15 protein-coding genes are annotated in these 20,605 nt (G+C 73.4%); 7 read left to right on the top strand and 8 right to left on the bottom strand.

The annotated features are described in order from the left end of the window. The first annotated feature begins 72 nt into the window (after positions 1 to 72). Entirely contained in the window at positions 73 to 1,101 is a 1,029-nt protein-coding gene (locus tag E4198_RS13065; protein WP_136185354.1) for a MerR family transcriptional regulator, read from the top strand. A gap of 310 nt (positions 1,102 to 1,411) precedes the next feature. Here E4198_RS13065 and E4198_RS13060 read toward each other — a convergent pair whose 3' ends face one another. After that, entirely contained in the window at positions 1,412 to 2,125 is a 714-nt protein-coding gene (locus E4198_RS13060) for a class I SAM-dependent methyltransferase (RefSeq protein ID WP_136183304.1), read from the bottom strand. A 109-nt stretch (positions 2,126 to 2,234) separates the two neighbouring features. On the opposite strand from E4198_RS13060, the gene E4198_RS13055 reads away from it, so the two are divergent. After that, the gene (locus tag E4198_RS13055; protein ID WP_136183303.1) at positions 2,235 to 2,816 is read left to right on the top strand and encodes an RNA 2'-phosphotransferase; all 582 of its coding nucleotides are present in this window, start codon (positions 2,235 to 2,237) and stop codon (positions 2,814 to 2,816) included. A gap of 22 nt (positions 2,817 to 2,838) precedes the next feature. Here E4198_RS13055 and E4198_RS13050 read toward each other — a convergent pair whose 3' ends face one another. Next, on the bottom strand, positions 2,839 to 4,263 hold the full coding sequence (locus tag E4198_RS13050) for an amidase (protein WP_136183302.1): 1,425 nt from the start codon (positions 4,261 to 4,263) through the stop codon (positions 2,839 to 2,841). Between the two features lie 157 nt (positions 4,264 to 4,420). Here E4198_RS13050 and E4198_RS13045 point away from each other — a divergent pair, with 157 nt between their 5' ends. Beyond that, positions 4,421 to 5,458, top strand: a complete 1,038-nt coding sequence (locus E4198_RS13045; RefSeq protein ID WP_136183301.1) for an ion channel — start codon at positions 4,421 to 4,423, stop codon at positions 5,456 to 5,458. 18 nt (positions 5,459 to 5,476) lie between these two features. Here the strand turns inward: E4198_RS13045 and E4198_RS13040 are convergent, their stop codons facing one another. Then, positions 5,477 to 6,373 carry an LLM class flavin-dependent oxidoreductase gene (locus E4198_RS13040; RefSeq protein WP_136183300.1) on the bottom strand — a complete coding sequence of 299 codons (897 nt, stop codon included), beginning with the start codon at positions 6,371 to 6,373 and terminating at the stop codon, positions 5,477 to 5,479. A gap of 216 nt (positions 6,374 to 6,589) precedes the next feature. Here E4198_RS13040 and E4198_RS13035 point away from each other — a divergent pair, with 216 nt between their 5' ends. Beyond that, entirely contained in the window at positions 6,590 to 7,468 is an 879-nt protein-coding gene (locus tag E4198_RS13035; RefSeq protein WP_136185353.1) for a Cof-type HAD-IIB family hydrolase, read from the top strand. A 69-nt stretch (positions 7,469 to 7,537) separates the two neighbouring features. On the opposite strand, the gene cydD is transcribed toward E4198_RS13035, so the two are convergent. From cydD to hisC, 4 genes are all read right to left on the bottom strand, one after another. Next, positions 7,538 to 11,212 (bottom strand): thiol reductant ABC exporter subunit CydD, encoded by a 3,675-nt coding sequence (cydD, locus tag E4198_RS13030; RefSeq protein ID WP_136183299.1) that lies wholly within the window; start codon positions 11,210 to 11,212, stop codon positions 7,538 to 7,540. 72 nt (positions 11,213 to 11,284) lie between these two features. Beyond that, positions 11,285 to 12,289 (bottom strand): cytochrome d ubiquinol oxidase subunit II, encoded by a 1,005-nt coding sequence (gene cydB / locus E4198_RS13025; protein ID WP_136183298.1) that lies wholly within the window; start codon positions 12,287 to 12,289, stop codon positions 11,285 to 11,287. 19 nt (positions 12,290 to 12,308) lie between these two features. Beyond that, positions 12,309 to 13,817 (bottom strand): cytochrome ubiquinol oxidase subunit I, encoded by a 1,509-nt coding sequence (locus tag E4198_RS13020; protein ID WP_136183297.1) that lies wholly within the window; start codon positions 13,815 to 13,817, stop codon positions 12,309 to 12,311. 280 nt (positions 13,818 to 14,097) lie between these two features. After that, complete coding sequence (gene hisC / locus E4198_RS13015; protein ID WP_136183296.1) at positions 14,098 to 15,177, bottom strand: histidinol-phosphate transaminase; 1,080 nt, start codon at positions 15,175 to 15,177, stop codon at positions 14,098 to 14,100. Positions 15,178 to 15,624: 447 nt separating this feature from the next. On the opposite strand from hisC, the gene E4198_RS13010 reads away from it, so the two are divergent. From E4198_RS13010 to E4198_RS13000, 3 genes are all read left to right on the top strand, one after another. After that, positions 15,625 to 16,749: a LacI family DNA-binding transcriptional regulator gene (locus tag E4198_RS13010; RefSeq protein WP_136183295.1), complete on the top strand. Its 1,125-nt coding sequence runs from the start codon at positions 15,625 to 15,627 to the stop codon at positions 16,747 to 16,749. Between the two features lie 364 nt (positions 16,750 to 17,113). Further along, the gene (locus E4198_RS13005; RefSeq protein ID WP_247597658.1) at positions 17,114 to 18,163 is read left to right on the top strand and encodes a metallophosphoesterase; all 1,050 of its coding nucleotides are present in this window, start codon (positions 17,114 to 17,116) and stop codon (positions 18,161 to 18,163) included. Between the two features lie 262 nt (positions 18,164 to 18,425). Beyond that, entirely contained in the window at positions 18,426 to 19,319 is an 894-nt protein-coding gene (locus E4198_RS13000; protein WP_136183293.1) for a hypothetical protein, read from the top strand. 87 nt (positions 19,320 to 19,406) lie between these two features. Here E4198_RS13000 and E4198_RS12995 read toward each other — a convergent pair whose 3' ends face one another. Then, a complete protein-coding gene (locus tag E4198_RS12995; RefSeq protein ID WP_136183292.1) occupies positions 19,407 to 20,549 on the bottom strand; it encodes an LCP family protein in 1,143 nt (380 codons plus the stop codon). Between the last annotated feature and the right edge of the window lie 56 nt (positions 20,550 to 20,605).

Genomic DNA, 20,605 nt, shown 5'->3' with positions numbered 1-20,605 from the left:
TCCGCCGGCGAGGCGGAATCGGTCGGCGAGGCGGAATCGGTCGACGAGAGGGCGTCGGCTGCCACCTACCGGATCGAGGACCTGGCGCATCTGAGCGGCGCCACCGTCCGCACCATCCGGTCCTACGCCGACCGGGGGCTGCTGCCGCGGCCCGAACGGCGCGGCCGGGCGAACCTGTACGGGGACGCGCACCTGCTGCGGCTGCGGCAGATCGCGGAACTCCTGGACAGGGGCTACACGCTGGCCTCGATCCGCGAGCTGCTGGAGGCGTGGGACTCCGGCCGCGGACTGAGCGGCGTGCTGGGGCTGGCAGCGGAGGTCGCCGGTCCGTGGAGCGACGAGGAGCCGCAGCGGCTCACCCGGCGCGACCTGAACGCCCTCTTCGGCGGCACGCCCGACGAGGCGGCCGTGCGGGAGGCCGTACGCCTGGGGGTACTGGTTCCCGCCCCGGGGGAAGCGGGCGAGGACGTGTACGTCGCCCCCAGCCCGCAGGAGCTCGCGGTGGCGGCCGAGCTGCACGCGGCAGGAGTGCCGTTGTCCGCGGTCGCCGGGCACCTGCGGGAGTTGCGCACCCAGGTCGAGCACATCGCCGAGCGGTTCCTGACCTTCGCGGACCGGCACGTCTTCGCCGACTACCTCGCGGGGAGCGGCCCACCGACGGACGCGGAAGCGGCGGAGGTGGCCGGTCTGGTGCGCCGGCTGCGTCCGCTGGCCCGGCAGGCGGTCGACGCGGAACTCGCCCGCGCCATGCAGGTGCTCTCCGCCCGCACCCTCCGGGCCCACCTGCGGACGACGACGGGACAGCCGGACGCGGGCGGCCCACCGATGGCGGGCTTCGCGGGGACCGGCGCGGCCGAGAGCAGCGGTAGGCCGGAAGCCGACGCCCCACCGGCGGCGCGAGAACCACAGGAGCGGGAACCACAGGACAGGCACCCGCCACAGGACGGGCGGACGACACCCGTCCACCTCCCCGCAGCGACGGTCGCCCGCGTCCGCGACATGGTCGGCGAGGGCAACGTCGCGGCATTCGTGGCCGCGGCGACGGAACGTGAGGCGGCAGCCCGGATGATGGACGACCTCGCCCACCGACGCCGGCGCTAGGACCCAGTCCGGCAGAGGTCAGCGCCAGCGTCCCGCAGGCGTACGGCGGTTCTGCCCCGCCGCCTACGGCGGCGCCCCCGCGTCACCGCCTCGCGTGCCTACGACGCGCACGAGGGCGCCCGCGCATGCCCGGTGACGCGCCTTTCCCACGCTGGGACAGGGGCGGCCCCGTACCCGCCGGCCCCGCGGCTTCCGCCCCGCGTGCGGTGACTCCTCCGCACAAGCAGACGAATCGCTTGAAAGACAATCGCGAGGCGTCGGTCAGACGGCGAGTCGAACCCGTCGCAGAAGCCACCACACATCCTCACAGTCAGACGTCGGCGATCAGTGCGTAACGCTCGTCGTCGACCGGGCGGCCCCACAGCGCGACCTCGCCGCTCAGCGGTACCGTCCGGACGGCGGTGACCAGCGGGCTGACCGCCTCGGCGAGTTCCTCCGCACCGACTCCCCCGTGCCACGGCAGCGCCCGCGCCGCTCCCGCGACGTACGGCGCGGCGTCGGTGGCCGCGGACTGCCGCCAGCGGCCCTCGACCAGCACCAGCCGCCCGCCGGGCCGCAGCAGGGAGACCCAGCGCCGCAGCGCCCGGTGCGGGTCGGGAAGCGTCCACACCACGTGCCGCGCCAGCACGGTGTCGAAGGCCCGGTCACCGACCGGGGGGTCGCCCGCCTCGCCCAGCAGGAACCGCGCCCGCACGCCGGCCGTCTCCGCCTTCTCCCGGGCCCGCCACACCATCCCCGACGCCGCGTCGACTCCGGTGACCACATGCCCGGCCTCCGCCAGCAGCAGCGACAGCGAGCCCGTGCCGCAGCCGGCGTCCAGCACCGAACCGGCCGGCCCCGGCACCCACTCCAGGAGTCGCCGCGCCCAGGCATCCCGCGTCCCGGCGTCGCGGAGGCCGTGGTCCGGCTCCTCGTCGTAGGTCGTGGCAGCGGCGTCCCAGTAGTCGGTGATGCGGTCGGTGATGCGGTCGGTGGTGGTGTGTTCGGTGGTCTGGTCGGCGATGACGGCGGCTCGGCTCTCCATCCCCGCATCGTCCCAGCCGCCACTGACATCGGCACCGGCCCCCGGAAAGACCGCCCACCACCCGGAAAAGGAGGTGCCGGACCGGTTGCGGCACGGCAGGCTGGGGCCGGTGAACCCCCAGCGCGACGTGCGCATCTCGAAGTACCTCTCACGGCATCTGCGCCACGATCCCGGCCGGATCGGCCTCGTCCTCGACGCGCACGGCTGGACCCCGGTCGAGGCACTGCTGCGGGCCGCCGCCGACCACGATTTCCCCTTCACCCGCGCCGAGCTGCAACACGTGGTGGCCGCGAACGACAAGCAGCGGTTCGCCCTCGACGCCGTCGGCGACCGCATCCGCGCCCAGCAGGGCCACTCGGTCGAGGTCGATCTCGGGCTGCCCGACGCCGCGCCACCGGAGTGGCTCTACCACGGCACGGTCGCCCGCTTCCTGGACGCCGTCCGCACCGAGGGCCTGCGCCCGATGAGCCGCCACGACGTGCACCTCTCCCCGGACCGGGAGACCGCCCAACGCGTCGGTGCGCGCCGGGGCCGCCCGCTCGTACTGGCGGTGGCAGCCGGGGAGATGCACCGCGAGGGCCACACCTTCCGGCAAAGCGGAAACGGCGTGTGGCTTACCGAAGCCGTGCCGTCCCATTACCTGCGGATGCGCGAGCCCGAAGGGCCACCGGCACCGACCCGTCAGGCGTGACCCGCGCGTCGGCCGGTCCGGATCAGCTCGCCGGGACGACGTCCTGGATGCGCCGCCAGGGCCGGTCGGCCTCCAGGGCGAAGGCGACGTCGAGCAGGGCGCGTTCTCCGCCCGGCCGGGCGGAGAACATGACCCCGATCGGCAGCCCCTCGTCCGTGGCCCTGGCCGCGGGCAGGGAGAGCGACGGCGTGCCCACGACGTTGTTCAGCGGGGTGAACGCCACGTACGCGGTGATCCGCTGGATGAGCGTGTCGTACGGGACGGCGGGGCTGAGCCTGCCGAGCCGGGGTGTGGTGTGGGCGAGGACGGGGCTCAGGATGAGGTCGAGGCCCCGGAACGCCGCCGCGTAGCCCTCCTGGGACCGCTTGAGCCGTCGCAGCACGGCCGGCGTCCGGTGCATGGCCCGGAGGTAGTCGGCGCGCAGCCCCCGGCTGAGTCCGTCCATGCGACGGTGGTCGAAGCCGGTGCCGAGCCTGCGCCCGGTGACGGCGATGAGGAAGGCCAGCATGCCCCAGTAGGTCAGGAAGTCCTGCGTGAACCGCGGGTCCACGGCGACGCGCACCGGTTCGACGGTGTGTCCGAGCCTCTCCAGTGCGGCGGCCGTCTCCGTCACGGCCGCCCCGGTGGCGGCGTCGATCGGGACGCCGGTCGGCGACTCGGCGAGCAGCCCGATGCGCAGCCGCCGCTCGGAGGGCCCTTCGACCAGGCCCAGCGGTGGCAGCTTCGGGTTGCGCCAGTGCGTCTCGGCGGCGGCGAGGAACGCGGCGGTGTCGCGTACGGAGCGGCTCACGATGCCGTCGTTGACGACGTCGATGGGCAGCGGCCTGCTCTGCTCGTTCGCCACGAGGCGGCCGCGGGTGGCCTTGAGCCCGACCAGTCCGCAGCAGGCGGCCGGGATGCGGATGGATCCGCCGCCGTCGTTGGCGTGCGCGACCGGCACCGCGCCGGCCGCGACCAGCGCCGCGCTACCACCGGACGAGCCGCCCGCCGAGTAGTCGGTGTGCCAGGGGTTGCGGACGGGTTCCTCGTCCTCGAACTCGGTGGTCGCGTTGAAGCCGAACTCCGGCAGCCTGGTCTTGCCCAGCACCGTGACACCGGTGCTCAGGAACTGCTCGCCGAACGGCGCGTGCCGACGCGCGATCCGGGGCACGAACGCCCCGCTGCCGTGCCCGGTCGGCAGCCCCAGGTAGTCGACGTTGTCCTTGACGAAGCTGGGCACCCCGGCGAACGCGCCGCCACCACCGGACGAGCGGGCCGGGACGTCGAGGTCCGCCTGAACGGCGTTCAGGGCGCGGGCGTCCCCGACCCGCGCCGCCGCGTCCCGCGCCACCTCGGCCGCGCCGACCTCGCCGCGCCGTATCGCCTCGGCGAGCCCGACGGCGTCGTGCTCGCCGAGGGCGTCGTCCCGGAACGTGTGCACCGTGGTCCGCTTCTCCGGAGCCGTCACCGTCGCCTCCCCCTGCCGCGTCCGTCGTCGGCCGCCATCATGACTTACCAGCGGGTAATAAGCGAGAGGTTCCCCGCACCGTCCCAGGGTGCGGTCGCACACGCCCCGACCGGTAGGCTGCCCTCCCCGATTCCCCTCCAGCCACCTGGAGCCGCACGTGCCGATCCTCGTCGCCCGGTTCGTCCAGGCGCTGCGCTCCCGCGTGCACGGGTGGCGGGCGGCGCTCGCGGTCGGCCTGTTCGTGTTCGGCACCAGCTGGCTGGCGATGTGGCTGGCCGAGCCCGGGTCGAACGCGATCACCGATCCGCAGAACTACTGGTGGTACTTCCTGGTCACCGGATCGACGGTCGGATACGGCGACTTCTTCCCGGAGACGGGCGCCGGTCACGTGGTCGGGGGCTATGTCATCGTCGGCGGAATCGCCACTCTCACCATCCTCTTCACCGAGCTGGCGAGCCACATCCAGTCCGTCAGGGGGAAGCGCATGAAGGGCGTCGTCGCTCTCGACCTCACAGAGCACATCGTCATCCTCGGCTACCACCCGGGCCGCACCGAGCGGATCGTCCAGGAGCTGCTGCTGGAGGAACGCGTCCGTGAACTCGTGCTGTGCGCCTGGGACGACGTGCCGCAGCATCCGATGCCGGAGCAGGACGGCGTCCTGTTCGTGCGCGGCGACCTGCGCGACGCGGACGTGCTGAAACGGGCCTGCGTGGACCGTGCCGCGACGGTGGTGATCGACGCCCGGGACGACAACGAGGCGCTCGCCCTGGCCGTCGCCGTCGACCACCTGCGTCCGGAGGTGCACATGGTGGCGGCGCTGCACGACATGAACCGCGCCGCGCACCTGCGGTATGTGAGCCCGACGGTCCAGTGCGTGCAGTGGCACGTGCCGAACCTGCTGACCGAGGAGGCACTCGATCCGGGTATCACCGAGGTGTACGCGGACCTGATGAGCAGCCGCGGCGAGGGCAACACCTACTCGGTGCGGCTGCCGGAGGCCCTGGGCGGACAGCAGTTCGGCGCCTGCCAGCAGCAGTTCGGCCGCGACTTCGGCGCCACGGTGATCGCCGTGCGGCAGGACGGCTCCATGAAGGTCAGCCCGCCGTGGGACGCCCCGCTGCGCGCCGGAGCGGTGCTGTACTACCTCGCCGCGGAGCGCATCGACGAGAGCCGCCTGGCCGCCAGGAGCCGCTGATCCGCCCGTCGGCCCCCGTCAGAGCTGGGCGGGCGCCTCGGTGGCGATGCGGGCGAACACGTCCGGGTCGGCCTCGAAGCGGGTGCCGGGGATCGGCCAGTGCAGCACGATCTCGTCGATGCCGGCCGCCGCGTGCCGCCCGGCGAAGTCCACGAAGGCGTCGACGGAGTCGAGCAGCGGGTCGGGAGTGAAGCCGACGAGCATGATCCGGTGCAGGTCGGCCGGGTCGCGTCCTTCCTCGGCGCAGGTCTCCCCGAGACGTGCGACCTGCCGTTCCACGGCGGCGAGCGAGGCCTGAGGGGTGGCGTCGGGGGCGGCGACGACCTTGGGGTCCCCGGTCGTCACCCAGGCCTGCCCGTGACGGGCGGCGAGCCGCAGGCCGCGGGGCCCGGTGGCGGCGACGGCGAACGGCAGCCGGGGGCGCTGTACGCAGCCGGGGATGTTCCGCGCCTCGTGCGCGGAGTAGTACGTGCCGCGGTAAGTGGTCGCGTCACCGGTCAGCAGCTGGTCGAGCAGGGTGACGAACTCGGCGAACCTGTCGGCCCGTTCGCGCGGCGTCCACGGCTCCTGGCCGAGCGCGGTGGCGTCGAAGCCGGTACCGCCGGCGCCGACGCCCAGCGTCACACGGCCGCCGCTGACGTCGTCGAGGGTCAGCAGCTCCTTGGCGAGGGTGACGGGGTGGCGGAAATTCGGCGAGGTCACCAGCGTGCCGAGGCGCAGCCGGGAGGTGACACCGGCCGCGGCGGTCAGGGTGGGCACGGCACCGAACCAGGGGCCGTCCCGGAAGGGGACCCGCCAGGACAGGTGGTCGTAGGTGTAGGCCGCGTGGAAGCCGAGTTCCTCGGCCCGCGTCCACCGTTCCCGGCCTCCCTCGTGCCAGCGGTGGACCGGGAGGATGCACGTGCTCAGTCGCATGCCACGACCCTACGGTGCCCGGTTCCGGCAGCCGTGCGGCGCGGCGCCGTTCGCCACGGGTCGGGGACCAGGAGGGGGCGTGGTGATTCTTCGCGACGCACGCACGGCCGGCCCGCACCCCGGGCACGTCTCCTCCACACGCACACGCCGACGAGTGGCTCATCCGTGCGCCTTACCGCACGCCTGTGCGGCGGAATAGGCGAAGATGTGTGCGTGATGCATCCTGCCGCGCACCGCGCGCCCGCCGACGCCCTCAGGTCACGGCCCCGGCTCATCGCCACCGACCTGGACGGGACCCTGCTGCACGACGACAAGTCCGTCTCCGACCGCACGGTCGAGGCACTCGCCGCCGCCGAGCAGGCCGGCGTCGAGGTCTTCTTCGTGACCGGCCGCCCGGCCCGCTGGATGGGGGTGGTCAGCGACCACGTGCACGGCCACGGGCTGGCCATCTGCGCCAACGGGGCGGCCGTGGTGGACCTGCACCGCGGCCGCCGGATCGTGCAGGTCCGGGAGCTGGCGGAGCACGACGCGCGGCGAGTCGTGCACGCGCTGCGGGAGGCCGCTCCGGGAGTGACCTTCGCCGTGGAGCGCACCGGAGGGTTCCATTACGAGCCGTCGTATCCGCCCGTGCACCTCGATCCCAGCGCCGTGGTGGCGCCGGTGGAGAAGCTGCTGGCCGAATCCGGCACCGACGACTCGGGGAAACCTTTCACCAGCCGGCCGGTGCTGAAATTGCTGGCGCAGCACCCCCGGCTGGACCCGGACGCCTTCCTCACCCTGGCGCGCCTGAGCGCGGGACGATACGCCGAGATCACCCGTTCCAGCCCCACGGCTCTGCTGGAGATCAGCGGCCTCGGCGTGAGCAAGGCCAGCACGCTGGCGCTGTGCTGCGCCCAGCGCGGCATCTCCGCCGACGAGGTGGTGGCCTTCGGTGACATGCCCAACGACCTGGAGATGCTCGGCTGGGCCGGCACCTCCTACGCGATGGCCAACGCGCACCCGGACGTGCTGGCCGCGACCACCCACCGGACGGCGTCCAACCAGGACGACGGTGTGGCCGCGGTCATCGAACGGCTGCTGGCGGACGGCCGCTGACCGTCCGCACCGGACCACCCGGCGCGCACGCCGTTCGGGCCATTGGGGAGCGGCCGGGCCGCACTCCGCCTACGGCGCCGGTCCGGCGGCGCGTTCCGCCGTGGCCGCCTCGCGGTCCAGCATGGCGCGGAAGCGGCCACCCTCCCGGGCGGCGAGTTCGGCGTACGTGCCGCGCTCCGCCGTGCGTCCGCGGTCGAGGACGATCACCTCGTCGACGGCCTCCAGCCCGTGCAGGCGGTGGGTTATCAGCACCGTGGTGCGGTTCTCGGTGACGGCCAGCAGGTCGGCGGTCAGCGCGTCCGCGGTGGGCAGGTCGAGGTGTTCGGCGGGCTCGTCCAGCACCAGCACCGGGAATCCGGCGAGCAGCGCCCGGGCCAGGGCGAGACGCTGACGTTGTCCGCCGGAGAGGCGGGCACCGTGTTCGCCGACGCGGGTGTCCAGGCCGTCCGGCAGGCTGCGCACCCAGGCGTCGAGGCGGGCAGCGGCCAACGCCCGGTGCAGCACGGTGTCGGTGCCCGCGCCCTCCGCCGGAACGGCGCCCGTCGGACCGTCCTCCGCCGGGGCGCCGTCCGCGGTGCGGGGCAGGGCGAGGCGGAGGTTCTCCCGCAGGGTGCTGTCGAAGAGGTGGGCGTCCTGGGCGCACAGGCCCACGAGGCGCCGTACGGCGTCGCCGTCCATTGACGTGGCGTCCATCTCGGGCCCGCCGCCGCTCGGCGCACCACCGGACGGCGGCGCGCCGCCGTTCAGCAGGTACGCGCCGGACTCCGGGTCCAGGAAGCGGAGCAGTACCTGCGCCAGCGTCGTCTTGCCGGAGCCGGACGGGCCGACCACGGCGACCCGGTGACCGGGTGTCAGGTCGAGGTCGAAGCCGGCGAGGGCGGGCCTCTCCTGGCCGGGGTGGCGGGCGGTGACCCCGCGCAGCGTGAGGCGCGGACCGGTCGCGCCTTCGGGAGGGTGGCCGGACCTCTCGTCGGCACGCCATGCCGCGGTGAGGGCTGCCAGTCGTTCCCGCCCGGCGCCCGGATGCTCCCGCACGGGCGCGGGTGTGTCGAGCACGTCGTGGACGCGTTCCGCCGCCCGCCGCGTGCGCTGCCGGTACTGCACGGCCAGGGGCATGCCCGCGACCGCCTCGAAGGCGGCGAGCGGGGTGAGCACCACGACGGCGAGGAGCACCCCGTCCAGCCGTCCGCCGCCGACCGCGACCGCACCGGCCCAGGCCGCGGCGGTCACCGTCCAGCCGGTGACCAGCGCGGTCAGCCCTGCGCCGGCACCAGTACGGGCGGCGCTGCGGGCCGCGATGCGCGTCAGCTCGGCGTCGGCGGCCCGCACGGCGTCGGTGCGGGCGGGCAGGGCCCCGGCGACGGTCAGTTCGCCGGTACCGCCGAGGAGGTCGACGGTCCGGACGGCCAGGGTGCCGCGGGCGGGGGCGAGGCGCCGCTCGGTGTGCCGGGACAGCGCCGCGGTGAGCAGGGGGACGGCGGCGCCCGCGGTGACCAGGCCGACGGCGAGCACGGCGCCCGCCTCCGGGAGCAGCGCGGCGGTGAAGCCGACCGCGCCGAGGGAAACGGCGACGGCCGTTCCGGCTAGGAGCAACCAGCGCAGGAAGTGGTCCTGGAGGGCGTCGACGTCGGAGACCAGGCGGGAGAGAAGGTCGCCTCGCCGGGTCTCCCGGAGACCTGCGGGGGCCAGACGCTCCAGGCGGGTGTAGACGGCGACCCGGAGTCCGGCGAGCAGCCGCAGCACCGCGTCGTGGGAGACGAGGCGCTCGGCGTAGCGGAAGAAGGCGCGCCCGATGCCGAAGGCGCGGGTCGCGGTGACCGCGACCATCAGGTAGAGCACGGGCGGCTGCTGGGAGGCGCGGGAGATGAGCCATCCGGAGGTGGCCATGAGGCCGACCGCGCTGCCCAGCGCGAGCGTGCCGAGCAGCAGGGCGAGGGCGAGGCGGGCGCGCAGCGGACGGGCGGCCCGGCGCACCCGGGCGAGCGGGCTGCGGCCCGGTCCGCCCGGGGCGCCGGCTCCGGCGGCGTCGGGCGCGGTGGGCCCGGGCCCGACGGCCACCGCCGCGGCGGCCTCCGGGGTGTCGCCGTGGGCGACCGCCTCCGCCCAGTGCGGGTGTGTCTCCGCGGCCGTCGCCGGCCGGTCGTCGGGAGCGGGGAGGACGACGACCCGGTCGGCGAGCGGGAGCAGCGCGGGCCGGTGGGCCACCAGCAGCGTGGTGCGGCCGCGGGCCAGGCGTTCGATGGCGGCGGCCACGGACTCCTCGGTGGCCAGGTCCAGGGCGGCGGTGGGTTCGTCGAGCAGGAGGATCGGCCGGTCGGCGAGGAAGGCCCGGGCCAGGGCGACGCGTTGGCGCTGTCCCGCCGAGAGCCCCGCGCCCTGTTCGCCCAGCAGGGCGTCGGGGTCGAGGTCGGGGGCCCCGGCCGCGTCCAGCGCGGCCCGCACTTCGGAGTCGTCGGCCTGCGGACGGGCCAGGCGTACGTTCTCGGCCAGAGTGCCGGCGAACAGGTGGGGGTGCTGCGGCACCCAGGCGATCCGGGCGTGCCAGCTGGTCGGGTCGGTGCCGGTGAGATCCTGGCCATCCAGCAGGACGCGTCCCTCGGTGGGGCGGGTCAGGCCGAGGATGGTGTGCAGCAGGGTCGACTTGCCGGCCCCGGACGGTCCGACGAGCGCGACGGTCTCTCCAGGCGTGAGGGTGAGGGTGGTCGTGGGCAGCGAGTCACCCGAACGGCCCTCGTGGCGGACGCGCACCCCCTCCAGGGTGACAACGGGCTGGGCGGGAGCCGGGCCGGTGCCCAGGACCGGTGCGGGGGCCTCCAGGACGCGGAACACCTGGTCGGCGGCGGAGATCCCCTCGGCGGCCGCGTGGTACTGGGTGCCTACCTGACGCAGCGGCAGGTAGGCCTCGGGCGCCAGGATCAGCACCACCAGGCCGGTGGTGAGGTCCAGGTCGCCGTGCACCAGACGCATGCCCACTCCGACGGCGACCAGCGCGACGGAGAGGGTGGCGAGCAGTTCGAGGGCGAAGGAGGAGAGGAAGGCCAAGCGCAGGGTGCGCAGGGTGGCCCGCCGGTAGTCGCCGGTCAGCGCGCGGATGCTCTCCGCTTGCGCCTTGGCACGGCCGAAGACCTTGAGGGTGGGGAGCCCTGCGACGACGTCCAGGAAGTGGTGCGCGAGCCGGGACAGCAGAGCCCACTGGCGGTCCATGCGGGCTTGGGTGGCCCAGCCGATGAGCACCATGAAGACCGGGATGAGCGGCAGGGTGACCGCGATGGTGAGGGCGGAGATCCAGTCGGAGACCACGATCCGGGCCAGCACGGCGGCGGGTACCACGACGGCGAGCCCGAGTTGCGGCAGGTAGCGGGCGAAGTAGTCGTCGAGGGCGTCGATGCCGCGGGTGGCGAGGGTGGCCAGCTCGCCGGTGCCCTGCGCCCGGTCCGGGCCGAGCGCGGTGGCGTGGACGAGCAGCCGCATCCGCAGTTCGGACTTGACCGCCGCACCGGCCCGGTGCGCGGCGAGTTCGGTCAGCCAGGCGACGGCGGCGCGCCCGACGGCGGTGGCCGCGAGCAACGTCAGGGCATCGGCGGCCAGGTGGTCCCGCTGGAACGCCTCGACGATCACCTCGGCGAGTAGCACCGCCTGGGCGACGACCAGGCCCGCCCCGGCCAGCCCCAGGGCCACGCTCGCGAACAGGAAGACGCGGGTGGCGCGGGCGTACCGGAGCAGGCGGGGGTCGACGGGTTTCACGTGAAACCTTCCCTGCGGTCGGACGGACGGGCGAAGGTCCGGACGGGTGTGCGCATGGCGGACGGGGGGAGGTCAGTGCGAGGTCTGCTGGAGGTGCCGGGTCCCGATGCGCTTGCGGAAGACCCAGTATGTCCAGCCCTGGTAGAGCAGGACGACCGGCGTGGCGACGGCGGCGAGCCAGGTCATGATCTCCAGCGTGTACGGGCTGGAGGCGGTCTGAGTGACGGTGAGGCTCCATTCCGGATCGAGCGTGGAGGGCATCACCGCCGGGAACAGGCTGAGGAAAAGCATCGCCGTGGTGGCGACGACGGTCAGCCCGGAGCAGGCGAACGCCCAGCCCTCCCGCTCCCGGTGGTTGGCGACCAGCGCGGCGGCCAGGGTGGCGACCGCCACGGCCAGGGCGACCAGCGCGGCGCCGTCGCCGTGCCGCAGCTGCGTCCAGCTCAGGAAGAGCGTGAGGACGGTCAGCGCACCGGCCCCGATCCCGGCGGCCAGCCGGCGGGCGCGAAGGCGGATGTCGCCGAGGGTCTTGAGCGCTGCGAAGACGGCGCCGTGGAAGGTGAACAACGCCAGGGTGGCCAGCCCACCGAGCAGCGTGTACGGCGAGAACAGGTCGAGCAGCCCGCCGGTGTGCTCCTTGTCCGGGCCGATGGGCAGCCCGCGCACCATGGCGGCGAAGAGCAACCCCCACAGCAGGGCGGGCAGCAGGCTGCACCAGAAGATCGCCCGCTCCCAGTTGCGCTGCCAGCGCTCCTCGTTCCGCTTGGCGCGGTACTCGAACGCGACTCCGCGCAGGATCAGGCAGACCAGGATCAGCAGCACCGGCAGGTAGAAGCCGGAGAGCAGGGTGGCGTACCAGTCGGGGAAGGCGGCGAAGGTGGCGCCGACGGCGGTCAGCAGCCATACCTCGTTGCCGTCCCAGACCGGGCCGATGGTGTTGATCAGGACGCGCCGCTCGGCACGGTCCCGGGCGAGCAGCCGGGTGAGGACGCCGATGCCGAAGTCGAAGCCCTCGAGGAAGAAGTAGCCGGTCCACAGGACGGCGATGAGGACGAACCAGAGGTCGTGGAGTGCCATCGTCTTCTCTCCTCGCTTCTCAGTAGGAGAAGGCCATGGGGCGGTCGGCGTCGTTGGGGTCGCCGCCGACCCGGTCGGGCGGGTTGCGGTCGGATTCGGTGAGTTCGGGCGGCCCGGCCTTGACGTACGTGGCGAGCAGCCGGACCTCGATCACCGCGAGGACGGCGTAGAGCAGGGTGAAGACGGTCATGGAGACCAGCACCTCGGCCTGGGACACGCCGGGGGAGACGGCGTCGCGGGTGCGGAGCACGCCGTAGACGACCCAGGGCTGGCGGCCCATCTCGGTGAAGATCCAGCCCCAGGAGTTCGCGACCAGGGGGAAGCCCAGGGTGAGGAAGGCCAGCTTCCAGTACCAGTCGCCGAGGGCAGGCCCGAGCGTGCGGTCCCGGGTGAGGGCCAGCAGGGGCACCTCGTCGGGCCGGGTGCGCAGCCGGGGCGCCAGCCACAGCCTGCGCCGGGTGAGCCAGAGGCCGGCGGCGCCGAGGGCGGCGGAGGCCATGCCGAAGCCGATCATCCAGCGGAAGCTCCAGTAGGCCACGGGGATGTTGGGCCGGTAGTCGCCGGGGCCGAAGCGTTCCTGCGACGCCTCGTTGACGTCGTTGATGCCGGGCACGGTCGTGGTGAAGTCGCTGTGGGCCAGGAAGGAGAGGGCCGCCGGGATCTCGACCGCCACCTCGTTGTGTCCCTCGTCCACGTCGCCGTAGGCGAACAGGGAGAAGGGAGCGGGCGCCTCGGAGTCCCAGAGCGCCTCCGCGGCGGCCATCTTCATGGGCTGCTGCTCGAACATCACCTTGGCGAGCTGGTCACCGCTGACGGCCGTGAGGGCGCCACCAGCGACGAGGGTGACCAGGCCCAGACGCAGCGAGGTGCGCATCACCGGGACGTGCCTGCCCCGCCGCAGGTGCCAGGCGGCGATGCCGGCCACGAAGGCGCCGCCGGTCAGGAAGGCGGCGGTGAGGGTGTGGAAGACGACGACCACGGTGGTGTTCTGGGTGAGGACGGCGAGGAAGTCGGTCAGTTCGGCGCGTCCGCTGTCGGGGTCGATCCGGTAGCCGACGGGGTGCTGCATCCAGGAGTTGGCGGCCAGGATGAAGTACGAGGAGAGGAGAGTGCCGGCGGAGACCGTCCACATGCAGGCGGCGTGCAGCTTGGGCGGCAGCTTGTCCCACCCGAAGATCCACAGGCCGATGAAGGTCGACTCGAAGAAGAAGGCGATGAGCGCCTCGAACGCGAGCGGGGCGCCGAAGACGTCGCCGACGAAGCGCGAGTAGTCGGACCAGTTCATGCCGAACTGGAACTCCTGGACGATGCCGGTGACCACGCCCATGGCGATGTTGATCAGGAAGAGCTTGCCCCAGAACTTGGTCGCCCGCAGGTACTTCTCGTTCCGGGTGCGGACCCAGGCGGTCTCCAGGCCGGCGGTGAGGGCGGCGAGCGAGATCGTCAGCGGGACGAAGAGGAAGTGGTAGACGGTGGTGATCCCGAACTGCCATCGGGCCAGCGTCTCCGGTGCCAGCGCGAGGTCCATCTCGCCGCCTCCTTCGTTTCGCACGACACGGCGGGGTGCCTGCGGGGGTGCGGGATGCGCACACCCCCGCTTGTGAATGCGTTCACATTCACAAGTAATTATCACCCCATACCTCCGGCCCTCACGCACCGGGGGTGGGTGAGGGCGGACACATCCGCCACCGGGGCCCTGGCGGGCCCGTGCGGAAACGGGTGAGCCCCGGCCCTCGAAGGGGCCGGGGCTCACCCGGTGAGCGGCACGGCACGACACGGCACCGTGCTGTGCCGTGCCGTGCGGCTGCCTACAGCTCCTTGCGGAACGCGGCGGCCGCCTGGAGGAAGAGGTCGTTCGCCTCGGTCTCGCCGATCGTCACCCGCACGCCCTCGCCCGGGAAGGGCCGGACCACCACGCCGGCCTCCCCGCAGGCGGCCGCGAAGTCCGTCGTGCGGTCCCCCAGCCGCAGCCACACGAAGTTGGCCTGCGACTCCGGCACCGTCCAGCCCTGGGTGACCAGCTCGCGGGAGACCCGGGCGCGCTCGGCCACCAGGCCCTCGACCCGCTCCAGCAGGGCGTCCTCGCTCTTCAACGACTTCACCGCGGCGTCCTGGGCGAGCTGCGTGACGCCGAACGGGACGGCGGTCTTGCGCAGCGCCGCGGCCACCTCGGGGTGCGCCACCGCGAACCCGACCCGCAGGCCGGCCAGGCCGTACGCCTTGGAGAAGGTGCGCAGCACGCAGACGTTCGCGCGCTCCCGGTACAGCTCCAGACCGTCCACCACGTTCTCGTCGCGGACGAACTCGCGGTACGCCTCGTCCAGCACCACCAGCACGTCGCCCGGCACGCGGTCCAGGAAGCGCTCCAGCTCGGCGCGGGGGATGGCGACACCGGTCGGGTTGTTCGGGTTGCAGACGAAGATCAGCCGGGTGCGCTCGGTGATCGCGTCCGCCATCGCGTCGAGGTCGTGCTCCTCGTCCGCGGTCAGCGGCACCTGCACCGGCTTCGCGCCGGAGATCTGCGTGATGATCGGGTACGCCTCGAAGGACCGCCAGGCGTAGATCACCTCGTCGCCCGGGTCGACGGTCGACTGGAGCAGCTGCTGGGCGACGCCGACCGAGCCGGTGCCCGTGGCCAGGTGGTCGACCGGGACGCCGAAGCGCTCGGAGAGCGTCTCCATGAGCTCGGTGCAGGCCATGTCCGGGTAGCGATTGAACGAGGCTGCGGCCGAGGTCACCGACTCCATCACACCGGGCAGCGGCGAGTGCGGGTTCTCGTTGGAGGAGAGCTTGTAGCTCACCGTTCCGCTTCCCGCGTCCCGCTTGCCGGGCTTGTACGTCGGAACGCCGTCGAGCGCTGCGCGCAGCCTCGGGGTCTTCTCGGTCACCGCAGGTCCTCCTTGACCCTCGCAGGAAAAGCTCCGCCGCCGCCGGCGGCCGCGCAGGATCGGTGGACGTCGGCCGGGGCGCGGCCCGGACCCCACCCTATGCGGCGCCCCCCGGAAGGTGCACAGGCCGTAGGTCACAGTCCGCCGGGTCCCTTCTCCGCACACCCTGCGCGCGTTCGCGCTCCCACGCCCGCGCACACCCGCGTCCGCGCGCCCTGGCGTGCGCGGTGGCGCGCGTCACTCGTGAAGGTGAGTTGCAACCTCATCGCAACCTTGGGGATTGTGCGGGGACAACGCGGCCGGAAATGCACGATCCACTTGGCCATCCTGTCAACTACCGTTTATTCAAAGGCTGTTCACGAGTTTTCGTCGTGCAGAATCGTGCCTTCCACCCCTTGTCCTCTCGTCCCCGCCCACACACCTTCGCGGGCCTACGATCGGGTCGCCATGACAGCAGCAGAGAAGCATCAGGTGAGCCGGAGCTCCACCTCCCACGCTGGACGCCGGCGCCAGGGCCGCGCAGGGATCCGTGATGTCGCGGCCGCCGCCGGTGTCTCCATCACGACTGTCTCCGACGCGCTCAACGGCAAGGGCCGCCTGCCGGACGCCACCCGCAGCCACGTGCGCGCCGTGGCCGACCGCCTCGGCTACCGCCCCTCGGCGGCCGCCCGGACGCTGCGCACCGGAAAGTCCGGCCTCATCGGGCTCACGGTCACCACCTACGGCGAAGAACCGTTCACCTTCACCGAGTTCGCCTACTTCGCCGAGATGGCGCGGGCCGCCACCTCCGCCGCGCTGGCCCGCGGCTACGCCCTGGTCATCCTGCCCGCGACCTCGCGCCACAGCGCCTTCGACATCTGGTCGAACGTCGCCCTCGACGGCACCGTGGTCATCGACCCGTCCGACCGCGACCCGCTGGTCACCGAACTCGTCCGCTCCGGCATCCCCGTCGTCTCCGACGGCCGCCCGGCCGGCAACCTGCCCGTCACCGCCTGGGTCGACAACGACCACGAGGCCGCCGTACGCGGACTGCTCGACCACCTCGCGGAGTCCGGCGCCCGCCGTATCGGCCTGCTCACCGGCACCAGCACCGACACTTACACCCGCCTGTCCACCAGCGCCTACCTCGACTGGTGCGAGCGCGTGGGCCAGGAGCCGGTGGTGGAGGCCTACCCGGCGCACGATCCGGCCGCCGGCGCCGTCGCCGCCGACCGCCTGCTGGCCCGGCCCGACCGCCCCGACGCCGTCTACGGCCTCTTCGATCCCAACGGGACCGACCTGCTGGCCGCCGCGCGGCGCTACGGGCTGCGCGTGCCCGAGGACCTGCTCCTGGTCTGCTGCAGCGAGTCGGCCGTGTACGCGGGCACCGAACCGCCCATCACCACGCTCTCGCTCAAGCCGGGCCGCATCGGCAACTCGGTGATCCAGCTCCTCATCGACGCCATCGAAGGAGAGGGCTCGCCGCGCGCGGTGGAACAGGTCATGCCCACCGACCTGATCGTCCGCACCAGTTCACGCCGCCGCCCGCCCCGCACGACTGTCAGCGCCCCCCGCGGCCCCTCGTCCGAGTGACGCCGGCACGACGGCGGACCGCGCGGCGCGCAGCGTGAAGAGCTCTGGGACGGCGACCGTCCGGGAGCAGCGCGGCGGGAGCGCCCGGGTCCGTACCGTGGGAAAACGGGAGCAAAGGACCCGCCGGAACGCACGCGTGACGATCCGCCGGGCAAATGCCGGCCCAGGTATGTCACAAGGAGCGACCGTCGTTCCTATGATGGGCTCTCCACGCACCGGGACCGGCGCGCGACCTGGAAAGACCACTCCGGGACGTCGGCCAGGGCAGAAGTCCGGGCAGGGGATGAGGCGCGCGAAGGTGGAGGGGTCGATGATCCAGGGGGCAGGGCACGTACCCGGCGGGTGGCCGGGCACGTCAGGATCCGTGCCGGGCGACGCCACGCCGCACGCGCACCACCCGCACTCCTCGCGCAGCGGCGGACCGGCGACGCCGCAGGCTCCGCCCACGACGTTCCCCGCCCAGCCCGCCGACTACACCCCGACCCAGCGCGATCTGCCCGTCATCGGCGCCGCCACGCACCAGCCCGGACACGAACCGACTGTGATCGACATGCCCTCCCCCGCACCCGCCCCCGAAGGCCCCTCGCCGCTCTACGTCGTCGGCGACGTGCACGGCTACCTCGACGAACTCCGCGACGAGCTGCGGAAAGCAGGGCTCGTGGACGCCGACGACCAGTGGACCGGCGGCAACGCCCGGCTGTGGTTCCTCGGCGACTTCACCGACCGCGGCCCGGACGGCATCGGCGTCGTCGACCTCGTCATGCGGCTCTCCGCGGAGGCCGCCGCCGCGGGCGGCTACTGCAAGGCCCTGCTGGGCAACCACGAACTGCTGCTCATCGGCGCCAAGCGGTTCGGCGACACCCCCGTCGAGTCCGGCGCCGGCACCGCGTCCTTCCAGGCCGCCTGGCTGCTCAACGGCGGCCAGCAGGCCGACATGGAGCGGCTGGAGGACCACCACATCCAGTGGATGTCCCGGCTGCACGCCATGGCCGTCGAGGACGACCACCTGCTGCTGCACTCCGACGCCACCTGCTACCTCGAATTCGGCGACACCGTGTCCGAGGTCAACGAGGCGGTCACGCAGGCCGTGCAACGCGCCGACGCCGACGAGACGTGGGACCTCTTCCGCCGCTTCACCAAGCGCTTCGCCTTCCGCGACGAGGGCTCCGGCACGGCAGCGGCCCGCGAACTCCTCGACGCCTTCGGCGGCAGCCGCGTCGTGCACGGCCACAGCCCCATCCCGTACCTGACCGGCGCCACCGGCGACGACTCCGGCGAGACGCCGCCGGTCACCGGCCCGCACGTGTACGCCGACGGGCTGGCCGTCGCGATGGACGGCGGCGTCACCATGGACGGCAGGCTGCTCGTCACCCGCCTCCCGGTGGCCGAGGCGTCCGTGAACGGCCGCCGATAGCGGTGCCGTAGCGCGCCACCACGGCTCTCTCGACGGGCCCGCGGACGAGTCCGCAGCGGTCTCGCGCCCGGGTGCGCGGCGCCCCCGGGCGCAGGGGGGCGCGTACGGATTCGGTGAACTCCCTGTCACCGGCCGCCATCAGCGCTCTACCATCTACTCCTGCCGTAGCAGCTCTCCTCCGTCGTCCGCGCCGAGAACCGACGCCGCGGAACCACCCGCGACGTCGCCGCGGCGACCCGCGGAACCACGGAGCATCGGGGGGATGCACATGAACAGCGCTCCGCAACTGCTCAGGGAGGACCGCCCCGAATTCGAGCGGCTCCTCGACGAGACGCTGCGCACCGCCGACCGCCACCCCGGCCTGTCCCAGGTCGGTGACCGGCTCGGCCGGGCACAGCTGCGCAGCATGGCCGTCAGCGCCGCCCTGCCGATAGCCGCGTGCGCCGACGCCGAGTACCGCCGGTTCGTCGCGCTGCGCCGGGAACTGCGCGAGCGGGCCAACGACGCGACGGTCACGGTGGCCGGCCGCGACGGCGCGGGCCTCCTCGCGATCGTCTCCGTACTCGCCCCGCTGCTGGCCGGCACGGCCGCCCTGATCTTCCTCCTGGTGGGTTACGGGCTGCACCTGCTCGACCCGGAGCCGTCCCTCGCCGCCCCGATGCGCAACGCCGGCTGGGCATTCGCCGTCCTGGCCGCCGGAACCGCCCTGTTCGGCATGGGCGGAGTGCTGCTGACCGCGCTTCGCAACGGGCCGAGCGCCGTCGCCGCCCCCGGCAGACCGCGCCGCAGACGCGGCCCGGCGGCCGAGCCCGCCTCCGTGCCCAAAGACCTCGCCCAGGAGGTCGCCGCGGCCCGGTCCGCCTGGCAGACGGCGCTGCGGGACCGCGGCATCGTGCCGTTCCTGCGCGAGGCGCTGGCCGACCCGGCGGGGGCCGAGAAGTCGCCCGAGGCGCTGGCCCGCGAACTGCCGGAACAGCCCCGCACGCCGCGGCTGGGGTACTCCCACCCCGGTTTCTCCCACCCCGGCTTCTCCAGCCCCGCGACGGGTTCCGGCAGCGACTCGGCGTCCACGCGCCCCCGATTCTCCAGCCCGGAGTTCGCCACACCCGACTACGACGGCCCGGCCTACGGCGGCCCCGAGACGCAGCCGGAGTGACGCTCCGGGGGCGCCAGCGCCGGAAGGATCACCGGACGGCGAAGGCGGAGCAGGGCAGGGCGCCAGGCCCTGTCCGCCGGAGAGGCCCTACCGCACCGAACCGGGGTCCTTCAGCCCGTCGGTGTCGTGGGTGGCCAGATACTCCGTGACGCGGTCCTCCCGGATCGCCTCCCACAGCGGCGCCGCCCGCTCCCGGTCCAGCAGCACCACGGACTGTCCCTGGCGGGTGCCGAAGCCGTCCACGGGCGCGTTGAGGAACCGCACGTCGGAGGTACGCAGCCCGCGCATGCCCCACGCCAGGTCGTACAGCCCGCTGTTGGACAGGCCGTCGTCCACCCCGACCACGTCGCCGACCGAGTCCAGCAGGCCACTGACCCGGGAAGGGCTGGACAGCGTCTCGCCGCTGAGCACCCGGCCCATCAGCGCCCGCAGGAAGTTCTGCTGCCGCGCCGTACGGTCCAGGTCGCCGCGGGGCAGGCCCTTGCGTTCGCGGACGTATGCCAGCGCCTCCTCGCCGTTCATGCGGTGGGTGCCGGCCCGGTGAGCGGGGGCGTCGCCGCGGCCGGGTATGTCGCGCGGCACGGTGATGTCCACACCGCCCACGGCATCGGTCAACTCACGGAAACCGTTCCAGTCGACGACCGCGAGGTGGTCGACCCGGACACCGGTGACGTCCTGCACCGTCCGCACGGCGAGGGCCGGACCACCCCAGGAGTAGGCGGCGTTGAGCTTGGCCTCACCGTGCCCCGGTATCTCCACCCAGGTGTCGCGGGCCAGTGAGACCACCGCCGCGTCCTCGCGGTCCGCCGACAGGTGGAACAGCATCATCGTGTCGCTGCGCGAGGCCCCGGCCCTCCACGCGGGCGCCTGCGCGTCGTCACCGGTGGTCGGCACCCCGGACCTGGTATCGAGCCCTACGAGCAGGAACGTCACGCCAGCCCCGGGCGGCGGTTGCTGCCTCTCGGGCACGTTGGGCAGAGCGTCCGGGATGCGTGGGATCGAGTCGGCAGCGCTGTCCGCCCGCCACCACCCGTACCCGGCGGGACCGCCGACCAGCAGCAGCACACCGGCGAGGCACCAGAGCAGCACCCTCCGCCCACGGCGGCGCTTCGGCCCGGACGGCATCTCCGCACCGCCGTCTGCGCTGCCTCCACCACCGCTCCCGTCCCTCCCGGGGCGGGCGGCGGGGACGTCAGCGCGCTCTTCGACAGTGCTTTCGGTGTGCGTCATGCGGGCATTCTTCCGCCGCTGACGCCCTTGCGCCGTCGAACAGCGATATCGACCGA

Source organism: Streptomyces sp. RKND-216 (genome assembly GCF_004795255.1).
GTDB lineage: Bacteria > Actinomycetota > Actinomycetes > Streptomycetales > Streptomycetaceae > Streptomyces > Streptomyces hazeniae.
This window is presented reverse-complemented; position numbering and strand designations above follow the sequence as displayed.

Excerpts from the sequence above, each read along its gene's own strand:
- E4198_RS13060 (WP_136183304.1), bottom strand. The coding sequence starts at position 2,125 with ATGGAGAGCCGAGCCGCCGTCATCGCCGACCAGACCACCGAACACACC.
- E4198_RS13040 (WP_136183300.1), bottom strand. The coding sequence starts at position 6,373 with ATGCGACTGAGCACGTGCATCCTCCCGGTCCACCGCTGGCACGAGGGA.
- E4198_RS13035 (WP_136185353.1), top strand. The coding sequence starts at position 6,590 with ATGCATCCTGCCGCGCACCGCGCGCCCGCCGACGCCCTCAGGTCACGG.
- cydB (WP_136183298.1), bottom strand. The coding sequence starts at position 12,289 with ATGGCACTCCACGACCTCTGGTTCGTCCTCATCGCCGTCCTGTGGACC.
- E4198_RS13020 (WP_136183297.1), bottom strand. The coding sequence starts at position 13,817 with ATGGACCTCGCGCTGGCACCGGAGACGCTGGCCCGATGGCAGTTCGGG.
- E4198_RS13010 (WP_136183295.1), top strand. The coding sequence starts at position 15,625 with ATGACAGCAGCAGAGAAGCATCAGGTGAGCCGGAGCTCCACCTCCCAC.
- E4198_RS13000 (WP_136183293.1), top strand. The coding sequence starts at position 18,426 with ATGCACATGAACAGCGCTCCGCAACTGCTCAGGGAGGACCGCCCCGAA.
- E4198_RS12995 (WP_136183292.1), bottom strand. The coding sequence starts at position 20,549 with ATGACGCACACCGAAAGCACTGTCGAAGAGCGCGCTGACGTCCCCGCC.